This window comes from Arthrobacter sp. PvP023 (genome assembly GCF_017832975.1).
Lineage (GTDB): Bacteria > Actinomycetota > Actinomycetes > Actinomycetales > Micrococcaceae > Arthrobacter.
Genome location: NZ_JAFIBI010000001.1, coordinates 2,978,957 through 2,992,181 on the forward strand (window position 1 = coordinate 2,978,957; position 13,225 = coordinate 2,992,181).

At 61.0% G+C, this 13,225-nt stretch carries 13 protein-coding genes and 1 pseudogene; 2 read left to right on the top strand and 12 right to left on the bottom strand.

Annotation, left to right across the window (positions count from 1 at the left end; translation table 11 throughout):
* Window position 1: 1 nt before the first annotated feature.
* Genes JOE31_RS13685 through JOE31_RS13695 form a run of 3 tightly spaced genes read right to left on the bottom strand, consistent with a single transcriptional unit; the run spans window position 2 to window position 2,983 of the window.
* Window positions 2-871 (bottom strand): carbohydrate ABC transporter permease, encoded by an 870-nt coding sequence (locus tag JOE31_RS13685; RefSeq protein ID WP_209745490.1) that lies wholly within the window; start codon window positions 869-871, stop codon window positions 2-4.
* Window positions 864-1,820: a carbohydrate ABC transporter permease gene (locus tag JOE31_RS13690; protein WP_209745492.1), complete on the bottom strand. Its 957-nt coding sequence runs from the start codon at window positions 1,818-1,820 to the stop codon at window positions 864-866. Before JOE31_RS13690 ends, JOE31_RS13685 begins: the two co-directional genes overlap by 8 nt.
* Window positions 1,817-2,983 carry an extracellular solute-binding protein gene (locus tag JOE31_RS13695; RefSeq protein WP_209745494.1) on the bottom strand — a complete coding sequence of 389 codons (1,167 nt, stop codon included), beginning with the start codon at window positions 2,981-2,983 and terminating at the stop codon, window positions 1,817-1,819. Before JOE31_RS13695 ends, JOE31_RS13690 begins: the two co-directional genes overlap by 4 nt.
* Window positions 2,984-3,248: 265 nt before the next feature.
* Here JOE31_RS13695 and JOE31_RS13700 point away from each other — a divergent pair, with 265 nt between their 5' ends.
* Together JOE31_RS13700 and JOE31_RS13705 are read left to right on the top strand one after the other, a co-directional pair.
* Entirely contained in the window at window positions 3,249-3,872 is a 624-nt protein-coding gene (locus JOE31_RS13700) for a YesL family protein (protein ID WP_209745497.1), read from the top strand.
* 39 nt (window positions 3,873-3,911) lie between these two features.
* Window positions 3,912-4,940: a LacI family DNA-binding transcriptional regulator gene (locus JOE31_RS13705; RefSeq protein ID WP_209745499.1), complete on the top strand. Its 1,029-nt coding sequence runs from the start codon at window positions 3,912-3,914 to the stop codon at window positions 4,938-4,940.
* A gap of 450 nt (window positions 4,941-5,390) precedes the next feature.
* On the opposite strand, the gene JOE31_RS21845 is transcribed toward JOE31_RS13705, so the two are convergent.
* From JOE31_RS21845 to JOE31_RS13750, 9 genes and pseudogenes are all read right to left on the bottom strand, one after another.
* Window positions 5,391-5,630, bottom strand: a complete 240-nt coding sequence (locus tag JOE31_RS21845; protein ID WP_307864419.1) for an SOS response-associated peptidase family protein — start codon at window positions 5,628-5,630, stop codon at window positions 5,391-5,393.
* A 59-nt stretch (window positions 5,631-5,689) separates the two neighbouring features.
* Window positions 5,690-6,016, bottom strand: coding sequence for a hypothetical protein (locus tag JOE31_RS21945; protein WP_374100882.1), 327 nt, complete (start codon window positions 6,014-6,016; stop codon window positions 5,690-5,692).
* Between the two features lie 98 nt (window positions 6,017-6,114).
* A pseudogene (locus JOE31_RS21950) lies at window positions 6,115-6,318 on the bottom strand (helix-turn-helix domain-containing protein); the annotation flags it as partial.
* 430 nt (window positions 6,319-6,748) lie between these two features.
* Window positions 6,749-8,146 carry an aldehyde dehydrogenase family protein gene (locus JOE31_RS13725; protein ID WP_209745504.1) on the bottom strand — a complete coding sequence of 466 codons (1,398 nt, stop codon included), beginning with the start codon at window positions 8,144-8,146 and terminating at the stop codon, window positions 6,749-6,751.
* Window positions 8,147-8,261: 115 nt separating this feature from the next.
* Window positions 8,262-9,590 (bottom strand): aspartate aminotransferase family protein, encoded by a 1,329-nt coding sequence (locus tag JOE31_RS13730; RefSeq protein ID WP_209745507.1) that lies wholly within the window; start codon window positions 9,588-9,590, stop codon window positions 8,262-8,264.
* An 87-nt stretch (window positions 9,591-9,677) separates the two neighbouring features.
* Entirely contained in the window at window positions 9,678-10,076 is a 399-nt protein-coding gene (locus tag JOE31_RS13735) for a heme-binding protein (RefSeq protein ID WP_209745511.1), read from the bottom strand.
* A 102-nt stretch (window positions 10,077-10,178) separates the two neighbouring features.
* Complete coding sequence (locus JOE31_RS13740; RefSeq protein ID WP_209745513.1) at window positions 10,179-11,132, bottom strand: phosphotransferase; 954 nt, start codon at window positions 11,130-11,132, stop codon at window positions 10,179-10,181.
* 142 nt (window positions 11,133-11,274) lie between these two features.
* Complete coding sequence (solA, locus tag JOE31_RS13745) at window positions 11,275-12,402, bottom strand: N-methyl-L-tryptophan oxidase (protein WP_209745516.1); 1,128 nt, start codon at window positions 12,400-12,402, stop codon at window positions 11,275-11,277.
* A 36-nt stretch (window positions 12,403-12,438) separates the two neighbouring features.
* Window positions 12,439-13,053, bottom strand: coding sequence for a TetR/AcrR family transcriptional regulator (locus JOE31_RS13750; RefSeq protein ID WP_209745519.1), 615 nt, complete (start codon window positions 13,051-13,053; stop codon window positions 12,439-12,441).
* Window positions 13,054-13,225 lie beyond the last annotated feature (172 nt).

The following is a 13,225-nucleotide window of genomic DNA, read 5'->3' on the forward strand; positions in this document are numbered from 1 at the left end:
GTTAGCCCTTGAGACCTGCGCTGGCCATGCCCTCGACGAATCGTTTCTGGGCAAAGATGAACAGGATGATCATGGGCAGCGTGGCGAGCGTCGCCCCGGCCATGAGGTAGGGCCACTGCACGTTGAGCGGATCCTGGGAGAAGATCGCGAGTCCCACTTGCAGGGGGCGGAGCTCATCGGAGTTGGTGACAATGAGGGGCCATAGGAAGCTGTTCCACGCCGCTTCTACCTGAAAGACGCCGATGGTGACCAGAGCGGGCTTGACCAGGGGCGTCATGATCCGGAAGAAGATTCCGAATTCCCCAAGCCCGTCCACCCGCGCCGCGTCGGCCAGCTCGGAAGGAAGCGTGACGTAGAACTGGCGGGCCAGGAAGGTGTAGAGCGGTGCGATCGCCAGCGGGATGATCAGGGCCCACCAGGTGTTGAGCCACCCGGTCCCGCCCATCCCGAGGATGTCGTTGCCACCGAAGAAGGGGATGGACTTCACCAGGAGAAACATGGGCACCAGAATGATCTGGAAGGGAACCATCATCAGGGCGATGAAATAGTTCAGGATTCCCTTCGCCCCCCGGATCGGAGCTTTTGCCAAGGCGTAGCCGGCCATAGTGCAGAAGACCAAGGTCAGGGCTGTCTGCCCGACCGTGAGCACCAGGCTGTTCCAGAAATACCGCAGGAATGGTGCTGCGTCCATGGCTTCCACGAAGTTGGACCAGTGGAACTCCCTGGGCAGCCAAGTGAATGTGCCGACCTCGCCGGTTGATTTGAGCGCGGTGAGGATCATCCAAATGAACGGACCGACCATGAGCAAACTTCCCAGTGAGAGTACGGCGTAGAGGGCCACGAGTCCTGGCGTTAGTTTCGTCTTAACCATCCTGGTTCTTCCTTTGCGAACGACCACCCAGGTAGATGAAGGCAGCGACAAGTATGAGCATGATGACCGTTTCGGCGGAGGCGTAGCCCAGCCGGAGGCCTTCAAAGGCGTTGTTGTAGATGTCGAAGGTCAGCACGGTCGTGGAATTGACCGGACCGCCCTTGGTCATCACGAAGACAAGGTCGAAGACCTGGAACGTCTGCACGATCGCGGTGATTAGCACGAAGTAGTGGGCCGGTCCCAAAGCTGGCCAGATCACATTCCGGAATACCTGCCAGCGGTTGGCACCATCAAGGTTTGCAGCCTCCAACAGTTCCTTGGATACGCCCTGAAGAGCGGCCAGGTACACGATCATCCTTGCACCCAGTCCCTGCCAGATGCCGACGGCGATCAACGCGGGCAGCGCTGTGGAGGGGTCATTCAGCCACTCGGAACGGGATAATCCGAAAAGGCTTCCAACAGCGTTGGCAAGGCCGGCGCCCGGATGGTAGATCCAGAGCCACACTGAGGCGACAGCCACAGTCGCGGTCACGACTGGCAGGTAATAGACCGTCCTAAAAAACCCCAGACCGCGAATCTTTTGGTTCAAACCCAATGCGATAAGCAAAGCCAAACCCATGGACAGGGGAACCACGGCGAGGGTGTAAAGGATGGTGTTGCGGAACGCGGCCTGGAACCGGGTGTCCTGAAACAGCTCTACGTAGTTCTCTGTGCCGATCAACTGCCAGGCGCCCGAGAAATCGTAGTTCGTGAAGCTCAGGAAGATTGCGGCGAAGGCCGGAACAGCGAGAAAGAACGTTGAGTGCAGCAGGGCCGGCGCCAGGAGCAGCCAGCCGGCGCGGGACTGCTGGCGGGTGAGCCGTGACTTCCGCCCCGCAGGGCGCGCGGCGCGAGTGTGAGCCGCCCCCGCCGCGCGCACCGCTGGTTTGGATTCCTTGAGAGCGCTCACTTTGACTGCTGCTCCAGAGCCTTGAGCGTCTCCTCAGCTGACTTCTTACCCAGGAGGGCGTCGTCAAGGCTTGTTCCGAACGTCCCCCGGAGATCGAGCCAGTTGGCCGCTCCGCCCTCAAACTTGGCGTCATCAAGGTTCGCGGCCACGAACTTGCTCGCCGGGTTCGACTTTACGACCTCCGAGTCCGCGGCATCCTTGCCTGCCGGGACGGCGAAGTTCAGGGTAGCGATGCCCGCTTCAGCTTCCGGCTTGCTCAGCTCCTGGATGAAATCCCAGGCCGCAGCTTTCAACTTGCTGCTCTTACCAACCGAGGCAAGCTGCCCGCCAGTGAACATGGAGCCTTCCTTGTCCTCGACGTTGAAGTAGACAAGGTCATCACAGACGGCCTGACCTACGCCCTTGTCGGAGCAGTCAATGTATCCGCCAGTGAACCCCATGGCAGCTTCGCCCGTGTTGACCAGCGGGGATTTCGCCGCGTTCTGCGCACCGTACTTCTGCACGTTGTTCACCATGCTCTTCATCCATTCAAGGGTCTGAACGCCCTCGGAGCCGGCGAACTCTGCCTCACCGTCGGTGTTATACAAAGGCTTGCCCAGCGAACCGAGCAAAGCGACGAAGTCCTGACGGTAGCCGCCCGGCGCGGCCCAGAAGTCAAAGCCGGCCTGGGTGATGTTCCCGGCGGCATCCTTGACGGTGAGCTTCTCGGCAGCGGTCTTGATTTCGGCCATGGTTGTCGGCGGCTTTGACGGATCAAGGCCTGCCTTTTCGAAGAGTGACTTCCGTAGGGCCAAGGGCTTTGGCCCTGCGATCAGCGGAACGGCATAGACCTTGCCCTTGTACTCCGCAGCCGGCACGAGAGCCGGGTTGGTCGACGCGCCGAGCGAATCCGCCGTTGCGCCGAACGTGGACAGGTCTTCAAAGACGTTCTTGGCAGCGAACGGAGGGACCCATCCGATTCCGGTGACCAGGACGTCATATCCCTGCCCGCCGGCGATGGAGGTAGAGATCTTCTGGTTCAAAGTGTCGAAGGTAGCGAAGTCGGGTTCCACCGTGACCTTCGGGTACTTCGTCTTGAACGAGGTGACGACCTTCTCAAGCTGGGCCTTACCCTCATTACTGGCAGGGTAGCTCGGCACAAGCACCCGGAGCGTACCTGTCACCTCCGCAGGATCGGAAGCCGGCGCGCCAGCTGTACCACCCGAACCACAGGCCCCAAGGGCCAGAGTGCCAGCAACTGCCAGCGCGAGAAACCCTGCACGTCGACGTGCCATATCAATCCTCCTGAGTCGGCCATCCACCTTTGGAAGGCGCCTGCACCCACTGTATGATATCGATATCAGAGATGCAAGTCACAACTTCCTGCCCCTAGGATGGAACGGTCTGCGGCCCTGGCTCGCAAGGTCGCTGCAAGGAATGGATGAACAAATGGATCAGCAAAAACGCCGACCTCGGAGCACCGCCCTCATGGCCGGATTTGAAGTCGTGGGCGACATCTTGCTGCTGCAGATTCTGTTCGTGGTGGCCAGTCTGCCACTGGCGACTATCGTCCCTGCGGCGATAGCCCTGCAACGCGCCTTGCGGAAAACCGTGATAGAGCAAAAGCCCGGTCTCACTCGAACCTTTCTCAAGGAGTTCAAGTGGGCCTGGCGGCGCTTGGGACTGGTCGGCCTTGTCGCTCCGTTCGTTGTGGCTGCCGCCGTGCTGTCCATCCTTTTCTGGCTCGCCTCGCCGGGAGTTGTTGGACTAGTGGCCCTATGCGTGATCATTCCTGTGTGTGGCCTGGCCGCCGCAGCCTACCTGGCGCTGCTCGGAGCCGCAATGACTGCCGAAGAGAACACCACACGGAGTGGGCTGATCGCCAGGACACGCGCTCTCTTGCTCAGCAATGCCCTCCCTCTTGCCGGGGCCTTGATCGCCCTCTCCACGTGGCTGCTGCTGGCCTTCCGCCTGCCCACGTTGATTCCGTTAGGAAGCGGCCTCGTCCCGGCACTCTTGGCCTGGCTGCTTGTCCGCCGGCAAATATCCGCCCTCGGCGGCATTTCAGGATAACGTTCGCAGGAGACCAAAGAATTGAAATACGAGGGCCCAATGAGAGTTACTAAGGATTCCCGCCAACCGGTGATCGCTGACGTTGCGCGCTTGGCCGGCGTTTCCGTGCCGACTGTCTCCCGGGTGTTGACCGGCAACATCCCGGTGAGTGAAGAAAAGCGCGAGCGTGTCCTGGCTGCCATCGAGGAACTGAATTACCGTCCGAGTTCCCTGGCAAGGGCACTGAAAAGCGGTGAGCGGACCATGATCGCCATCTTCGCATCAAGCACGTCTGCCTACGGGTATGCCGTGACTCTCGCCGGCATTGAGGAAGTCGCCCAGGCTGCGGGATTTTCCGTAGTCATTTCCGCGGTGAAATCCCCCGATACGGCTGATGTGTCGGCCGCGTTGGAAGTAGCACTTCAACAGCAGCTCGCCGGGATTATCGTGCTGGACTTCGATCCGTCGGCCGCGGAAGTGCTCAGACAACTGCCGAAGAACATCCCCACAGTCGCGGCGTCCGGATTTCCGAAGGGACAACCAGGCTTCCCCTACGCCTTCATTGACGAATATGCCGCCGGCCGCGAGGCCACACAGCACCTACTCGGGCTTGGACATGAGACGGTCCACCACCTGGGCCTTTACCCTCTGACGCAGTTTTCGGGCAGGTATCAGGGGTGGCACGACGCACTGACAGAAGCGGGCATCACGCCCCCACCTGTGCTGGAAGCTTCGCGCGCCCCGCGCTCTGGCTATGAACAGGGTCTTCGGATTGCGGCGGACCCCGGCATCACGGCGGTTTTCTGCTCGAACGACGGGCTGGCCGCGGCCGCCCTCCGGGCCTTGTTGGAGAGGGGCGTCCGAGTTCCGGACGCCGTCTCGATCATCGGCTGGGACAACCAGCCGTTCAGCGAGTTTACGTGGCCTTCGCTCAGCACTGTCGCACCGGATTTCAAAGATCTGGGAGTGCGGACTTTCGGCCTGCTTCAACAACGCCTCGCCGGGTCGGATGCTGTACCCGACTCCACTGCAGCCCCGGTCCTCCTCGAAAGGGAATCCACCGGCCCTGCCACAGTGCGCAAAGTCTAGGAATCCGGCCTGCACGCCACCTACTTTCTCAGCCACTCGGACGGCAAATTCAGCTGTTGTCATCAAGTGCACGCCCGAAGATTGTTCCACGTAGAGGTGGTTCAGCATGTCGGTAAGGGCCGCGTCAGTCCCTTCAATCTCTTCGAAAATGTGCCTCACTATGGCAGCTGCTCGGTGATCCTTGCTGCCGTCAGTGCTGATACCCAGTCCCGTCTCGTACAGGGAGAGCCCTCCGTGGGTAAGGCTGGAGACTAAGGCGGACACAAAATACCGCCGATCGGCGAGCTTAAAAAGTGATGAAGGCACGGGATAGAGCCTACAAAGTTATTGCGTCTTCCTAGCCCAAGACCCTAGGGAATACACCCAGGGCATCTTCAATCTCATGGTGTTGTCCCATTTCCTTGGAAGTGGAACGGCCAGGAGTGGGACGCTGCCCTGCTGCTGATGGAATCAGCAGCAGGGCAGCTTGGAGCCGATCTTGCTGTCTTTCGCCCAGGACGGAACTAGACCCCACCGGGCTATCAGCAGGCGCCGGTCAATGGTTCCCTCGTCCAGGCGTTCTGCCACGATCGGCACGTTCTGGGTCGGGGCAACGTTCCAACTCGGACCTGGGGGCTGCCTTCGACTTCCTTGGCGTCGAAGTGGCTCAGAAGATCGCTCGTTGCCTTGGATATCACGTATCTGCCGCACATGTGCCTATTTTTCCCACACAACCGCCACCTCAAACCCCTGCGCGTGCGGGCTGTCCTCTATCCGGGTGACCTCATCCCGTGGATGGCGAGTCGAAGGATCTCATCGGCCATGTTTTGTGGGTCCGGTCCGTTGCTGGGGTTATACCAGTCTGCGGTGGAGTTGATCACGCCAATGAGGAGCTTTGCGGCGGTATGGGGTTGGATATCGCTACGGATTGAGTTTTCGCTCCAGGCTTCGGAAACCAATGCACAGAACTGGTTTTGGATGGCGCTGCGGCCGGGAAACAGCAGCGCGTTCCACGTCGGTGTCCCCTTAGGTGAAGCAGGAGGGCTGCGGAAGGCACATTCCCTGTAAGGACCTCGACCATCCGCCGTATGACGAATTCCAGTCGACCGGGGACTGGACCGAGCTGGGCTTGGGGCTGGGACCCTATCTTTTCAAGCGCTGACAGAAGAGGTTCGAGAGCAAGGCGCAATAGCTCCTGTTTGGAAGGTGCGTGGTGGTAGAGCGCAGGCCTTGAGACGCCGGCGAACTCTGCGATGTTGTCCATTGAGGTGGCGTCGTAGCCGCGCTGATTGAATACTGCGACTGCCGCATCCACGATTGATTGTTGGGTTTGTCGGTGCTGGTGGTGGTGAGTGAGGCTTTTCTGCGAGAGCTGGCCTTTATGGTCCATATCATTCATCCAACAGATCCCGTAAGGTTTGGCCGGTTCCAGGTCTGGTCAATAGTTTGGGGAGGTGGCAGGAGCCGATCATCGTGATTCTCAGGTCAGGCGCCAGATCCGGTAATCACCCGCATTCAGTACTTTCCGGTCGCCACTCGTCTTTCTGCGTACCCAGATGACCCCGAGTTCTGGCGCTGTTTCTTCTATACATAGAGGATCTTGGGCGAATGGATCGCCTGTAACGGCAACCATCTCGCCTGGCTGCAGAACTGACCAATCCGTCACTTCCACTTGGTGTTTGCCGTGTTTCATGGATTCTTCACCACTTCCTCGTGGGGATTCATATTGGCCGGCGTGCGTGAGAGGCTGCATTCGGCGTTGCCGCGGACGCGACTGGGGCTGGCGCGGCGGCCACGTAGGCCGCCGCGCCAACCAAGCGCATTGATGTTTAGCCGTTGATGATTTGTGGAACGCCGAGGGCTTTGAGGCCTTCGACGCCGAACTCGAGGCCGTAGCCGGACTGCTTCGCGCCACCGAACGGGACCCGGGGGTCCACGGCGCCGTGCTTGTTGATCCACACGGTGCCAGCCTGGATGCGGGAAGCAACGTCGCGGGCCGCGTCCAGGTCCGACGACCAGACGGAGGCCCCCAACCCGACTTCAAGCGCATTCGCCTTGGCGACTGCCTCGTCAACGGTGCTGTACTTGATGATCGGCAGCGCGGGTCCGAACTGTTCCTCGGCCACCAGCGGGTTGTCGTTATCGATGTCCGCGATCAGAGTCGTGGGGTAGAAGTAGCCGGGTGCGTCGGCGTCGGGGTTGCCGCCGATCAGCACGCGGGCACCGGAGGCCTTGGCGTCCTCGACAAGGCGGGCGACGATGTCGTACTGCTGCTGGTTCTGCAGCGGGCCCAGGACATTGTTCTCATCCAAGCCGTTACCCATCGGCATGGCTTGTGCAACGTTGGTCAGTGCATCGCAGACGGCGTCGTACTGGGACTCGTGCACGTACAGGCGCTTTAGTGCCGCGCAGGTCTGGCCGGTGTTGATGAACGCGCCCCAGAACAGGCCCTCGGCGATGGCCTGGGGATCTGAATCGGGGAGGACGATGCCGGCGTCGTTGCCGCCGAGTTCCAGTGTGAGTCGCTTGACCGTGTCGGCCGAGGACCGGATGATCGCTTTGCCCGTGGCGGTGGAGCCGGTGAACATGACCTTGCCGATCGCGGGGTGGGATGCCAGGGCTTCGCCGACGTCACGGCCGCCGGAGACGACCGAGACAAGGTTCTCGGGGAGGGCCGTGTTGATGGTTTCGACCAGGGCCAAAACCGACAGTGGCGTGTATTCGGAGGGCTTGACGACCACGGCGTTGCCCATGCGCAGGGCGGGGGCGATCTGCCAGACGGTGATCATCATCGGCCAGTTCCACGGGCCGATGGCACCGACGACGCCGATGGGCCGGTAATGCAGTTCGGCGCGGGTTTCTCCGTCGTCCACTACCGTTTCGGCCTCCAGGGGCGTTCCGGCAGCTGCTCGCAGCCACGCGGCGCACGCGCCGACTTCGAAGCGGGCATTCGGTCCGTTCAGCGGCTTGCCCTGCTCGCGGGAGAGCAGCTTGGCAAGTTCTTCGGCGTTGGCTTCGACGGCGTCGGCTGCTTTCATGAGCGCGGCTGACCTTGCTTCGTGGCCAAGGGCAGCCCAGGCAGGTTGCGCTTCGGTGGCGGCGGTGATCGCGGCTTCGAGGTCCTCGACGGTGTGGACCGGCGCTTCACCGACAGCTTCACCGGTTGCCGGGTCAAGGATGGTCCGGGTCGGTGTGGATGTCGAGGTGAGCAGGCTGTTGGTGTTCATGGTTCCTCCTGGTTGGAAAATCGTGGAGTTGATTCGGTGGTTGCTGTTCGATGGCAGGACGTGCCGGGAATGGACCGGAGGGTTCCTGGCTACGTCGTTGGTGTGGGAAATCTACTCATGCGGTACGACCTTCGAGTGTTTCCAGGGCCAAGCGCAGCTGCTCGATCATGTACTCGGCATTTTCACGGTCGAAGACCATCGGCGGACGCATTTTGAGGACGTTTTCGTGGCGGCCGATCTTTCCGATAAGAACGCCCCGTGAGCGCAACTCTTCAGTGAGCCCCTTGGTCAAGATGGGGTCGGGTGTTGAGTCTTCTGGATTCACCAGCTCCAGACCAAAGAAGAGTCCGCTGCCGCGGACGTTCTTGATCCGGGGGTTGCCTTTGGCCAGTGCGGCGAGTTCGTCAGCGATGTATTTACCCAGCTGGTGGGCGTTTTCCAGCAAACCCCGCTCGTCCATGACGCGCAGGACGGCAAGGCCCGCTGCGGAGGACACAGGGCTTCCCGCGAAGGTGTTGAAGTAGGTGTTGTTTTCGCCGAATTCCTCCATGAGGGCTGAGGTGGTGACGACGCCACCTACGGGATATCCGTTGCCCATGGGCTTGCCGAGCGTGACCAGGTCCGGTGTGGTCCCGAAAGCCTGGTGTCCCCACATGTGGGTCCCGATACGTCCGAAGCCGGATTGGACCTCGTCGGCGATGACCAGGCCGCCAGCGGCGTGGACCCGATCCGTGACAGCCTCAACGTAACCATCAGGGGTCTTCAACAGCCCCTCGGTGGAGAACAGCGGGTCGTAGAGGATGGCGGAGACGCCGTAGCCTTCTGCTTGGAGTGAGGCTATTGCTGTGTCTACTTCGCGCAGCGCCTCCGTCAGGACACGCTTCCGCTTGGCAGCAGTGAGTCCGGCGGCGTCGGGAATGCGGATCGCTCGGACGTTGGCGCCGAGGGGTTCCTTGACGTGAAGACCAGTGGTCAGCTCTGCCAGGGTGGTGGTGTTGCCGTGGTAGCTGTGGTCGGAAATAAGGACACCTGTGTTGCCGGTGTGCTGCCTTGCGATCCTCAAGGCCAATTCGTTCGCTTCCGAGCCGCTGTTGGTGAAGAACACCCGCTCCAGTGGCTGATCGAAAAGCGAGAGGAGCTTTTCGGCGTATTCCACCACTGCGGAGTTGAGGTACCGGGTGTGAAGATTGACTGTCTGGAGCTGGTTGGTGACCGCCTCCCGGACGGTGGGGTTGGAGTGTCCGACGTGGGGAACGTTGTTATAGACGTCCAGGTACCGCTTGCCGTCGGCGTCCTCGACCCACACTCCTTCACCGGCCACAATCTCCAACGGCGTGGCATAGAACAGCGGCGAGTGACGCCCGATGGTGCGTTCACGGCGTTCCATGAGGCTTTCCTGGAGGATGGCCTCGGGGGCCGGTTCTGTGGCTGTTTCGAGTGTCATTACTGTCCTTGGCCGTTGGTGCGGATTCGAATCGGGAAATGGGGGCGTTGCCGGGCCGGACGGTCGATGGCCTGACCCGGCAACGGTCTAGAGGGCGTTGACGCCGGCGGTAGCAACCAGATGGTCGTTCTCCACGGTGCTGCCACTGACGCCGATCGCACCGATGATGACACCGCCCTTGGTCAAGGGGATGCCTCCGGGGAAGGTAATCAGGCCACCGTTGGAGACTTCGATGTTGAACAGCGAACCGCCGGGCTGGGAGATGGCACCGATGTCTCCGGTGGGCATGTCGAAGTACCGGGCCGTGCGTGCCTTTTTGATGGCGATATCGATGCTGCCCAGCCAGGCACCGTCCATGCGGGCGAACGCTTTGAGGTTTCCGCCGGCGTCCACGACGGCGATGTTCATCAGGGTCTCGGCGGATCGCGCCGCTTCGCGCGCTGCTTCGAGTACCTGTTGTGCTTGTTGTTCGGTGATGTCGTTCATGTGGTGCTCCTATTGGATATGTCCCGTTTTTGGGCGTACTTGTCCTGGCTGATGGGTAGTCAGCCGGTCTTTTTGGCCCGTCGGGCGTTGGTGTTTTGTTGTCTAGACCAGTGCTGCCGGTGTCGCAGCGGTCTTTATCAGTTCCGGGAAGTCAGGGGAGGTGATTTCCGTGATCAGCCCTTCCCAGCTGGTCCGCAGTTCCCCTGCATAGTCGGCATCGTCGTTGGGTCGGGCGTTGCCCAATGCAGTAATCCACAGTCCGCTGTTGGACCAGTGGGCCACTGCCATAAACAGCCGTGCGCGGGCGATTTTCACGGGGTCCTCGTTGCCGAAGTAAGCCTGGAAGAGGGCGTGGGCTTTTTCTTGTCCGAACCCGTTTTGTGCGGCGACGAAGCCGACTTCGTAGCAGGGGTCTGAGTTGCCGGCGAGGTCCCAATCGATGATGTTGTACGTCATCGAGGAGGTCTGCTTGATGATGTTGGCGTCCCAAATATCCAGGTGGCAGGGCACGAACTGGGCTGGATCCAGCGCCAGGACCGTCTCGATGCGGTCCATCAGCGCTTGTATGGCCGTCGCTCCCGGGGGAAGTTCGATGCCGTGCTGTCCTGCCGCGGCCATCCTTTGTTTTGCCTGGTCGAAGGGATTGATGTCGTTGAGGAAGCGGCGGCCTGAATGGTGCAGCCGGTGAAGTGCGGGGACGAGTCGGGCGATGGAATCCTCGTCAGCGTTGAGCTTGGGGTGGCCGCCGGCGACGAAGTCCAGGGCCAGCGCCAGAGGTTCGGTGGACACGGTGATCACAGGCGCCCCGACACCTATGTCAGCGGCAATCTTCGTGTTTTCCAGCACGACGTGCGCTGCTGGAAGAACGCCTACTGTCTCCCAGTAGTTGTTCCAGAGCTTGACGACGCAGCGGCGCTGCCCGTCTTCCACCAGATAGTTCTTATGTGCTTGGCCGCCCGAGAGCGAACGCGCGGTGACATGACACCCACCCCACTCCGGGGAGGATGAAAGCACCGCCTCAATGCTGGTGATTTCGGTATCAGGGACGATGGTCATTAGAGTTGGATGTCCTTCGAATTTGGAATGCAGGTGCACTGTGTTGTTGTCGGGGACCGTCCTGGCTGCACTGTTCGCACTGTTCTACGAGCTCCCACAAGCTCTGTAACGGTGCGGCCAGGACCTCAACGGATGACATTTCTCATGCCTTCGCTGCGACGAACCGTGAAGGCAGGAACAGGCCGGTTTCCGGTCGGGAGACGCCGTCAACATGATCGGCAAGCATTTCACCGACAGCCGCTGCATAGCGGAATCCCCGGCCCATGTCCCCGGTACCAATCACCACATTCGATGACTCGGGGTGCTCGCCGATGACCCAGTGGCCGTCCTCGACTTCGGACCACATGCACACCGTGGTGGACACCGGGTTCGGGTCAATTTCCGGAAGCCTGTCGCGTAGAACGTCCTGGATCCGTTCGATATCTCCGGGCCGGAGGTCCTGGCTGAGGTCCTCGGGGTCGATCCAGTTTCCTTTTCCAGGGACGGAGAACTTCCACTCCCCATTGGGCTCAGAGCACCCGTAGGACGGCGCCTCATCCGATCCAGGCGGCTTGGCGAAGTAGATGGCCGGCTTCGGCGGCCCGGCCTGACGGAAGTTGGCCAACACCTGACGGTCCACCTTGTAAGGCAGCTCCAGCTGCATCAGGTGGTTGGCACGGGCGCCCACGGTCACGACAATTTTGTCCGCGGTGTACTTTCCCCGCTCCGTCTTCACAACGATGCCCGACGATGTCTCCTCCCAACCCAGAACGGACTCCCCTGTCCGCAGGGTTGCTCCGAGCCGTCGCGCCTCGGATTGGAGCGCCTCGATGGCGGGGTGGACCAGAGCGACCGTGCCGTTTGGTTCCCACACGGCGACTTCGTCGTCGGCGATGCGGGCCCAGGGAAAACGCTCACGTGCTGTCTTGCCGTCAAGAACGTCATATTCGAAGTCAGACGAACCCAGCGAAGCGACGGTCTTGTCGAACCACATCGATCCGGGTTCACCGACGAAGACCGTTCCTGATCGCTCCAACAGCCGGGTCCCGGTCTTCGCGGACAGCTCATCCCACAGTTCAAAGGTTCGTTTGGTAAAGGTCGTGTACTGGGCTCCGGCGCTGCTGGACTGGCGTGCCAGCCTTGTGGCTCCGCCGTGGGAGCCGTGCATGTGCGGAGGCGCAAATCGATCCAGGCCCAGGACGGTCTTGCCGCGGGCCGCCAGATGCCATGCCGCCGATGAGCCCCATGGGCCCAATCCGACGACGATGACATCGTAATGTTGTTCAGACATAAGTTCCTCCGTTGGTGTTTTTGACCCAGTGGCGGGTCAGACAGTAGCTCGTACGAGAAGTCCATCAATGAGCAGCCGGACAGCCTCGACAGCCTGCTCGGCGTTCTCAGGTTTGCCGGCCGCAGTCGCCCCGGCGGCACGGATTGCCCCGGTGATGGTTGCGGCCAGGGCCTCGGTGGGTGCGTCCTGGGCCAAGGTCCCTTCCTCTTGGGCGTGCTTCAAATCCCGTGCAATCAGCTCCTCAAAGGAACGGGACGTCGAACCCAGGACGCCGGACAGCGCCGACACCAGGTCCGGTCCCATGACCCCGTAGAACCGACCCGCTGGCTCTTTGGTTGCCTCCACCAAAGCGAAGGCCAGGGCGGTGATCCTCTCCGCAGGATCGATCAAGGCATCACGCAGGCTGATACCCCGCACATAGACTCCATCAGCGATCCGGAGGTAGACCTCCCGGACGATTTCATCCCGCCCGCCTGGGAAGTGGGCGTAGATGGTTCCCCGCGAAATACCCGCTTTCTGGCTGAGGACTTCCAGGGCGGTGGCGCCGTATCCCTCAGAGCCCAGAAGCTCCGCAGCGGTGTCCAGGATGTCTCCTCGGGTACGCATGCGGTTCCGTTCCCGGAGCGAAAGGGGCTTGTCAGCGGCGCTCATTTGTTGTCCTTAGCCTGGGTAATAGGGTGATCTGCTTCACATCATTGCACACTCAATCCTAAAAGTGAACAGTCCGTACAGACTTTGACGGAACCTCGACGCGCTCACCGCACCCCCTAGAAACATTGAACAGTATGAACAGACTTTGAACTAGATGCGTAACATCGAATTA

Bases quoted from the DNA above. Each gene is read 5' to 3' on its own strand.
- JOE31_RS13685 (WP_209745490.1), bottom strand. From the start codon at position 871: ATGGTTAAGACGAAACTAACGCCAGGACTCGTGGCCCTCTACGCCGTA.
- JOE31_RS13730 (WP_209745507.1), bottom strand. From the start codon at position 9,590: ATGACACTCGAAACAGCCACAGAACCGGCCCCCGAGGCCATCCTCCAG.
- JOE31_RS13700 (WP_209745497.1), top strand. From the start codon at position 3,249: ATGGATCAGCAAAAACGCCGACCTCGGAGCACCGCCCTCATGGCCGGA.
- JOE31_RS13705 (WP_209745499.1), top strand. From the start codon at position 3,912: ATGAGAGTTACTAAGGATTCCCGCCAACCGGTGATCGCTGACGTTGCG.
- JOE31_RS13735 (WP_209745511.1), bottom strand. From the start codon at position 10,076: ATGAACGACATCACCGAACAACAAGCACAACAGGTACTCGAAGCAGCG.
- solA (WP_209745516.1), bottom strand. From the start codon at position 12,402: ATGTCTGAACAACATTACGATGTCATCGTCGTCGGATTGGGCCCATGG.
- JOE31_RS13725 (WP_209745504.1), bottom strand. From the start codon at position 8,146: ATGAACACCAACAGCCTGCTCACCTCGACATCCACACCGACCCGGACC.
- JOE31_RS13740 (WP_209745513.1), bottom strand. From the start codon at position 11,132: ATGACCATCGTCCCTGATACCGAAATCACCAGCATTGAGGCGGTGCTT.
- JOE31_RS13750 (WP_209745519.1), bottom strand. From the start codon at position 13,053: ATGAGCGCCGCTGACAAGCCCCTTTCGCTCCGGGAACGGAACCGCATG.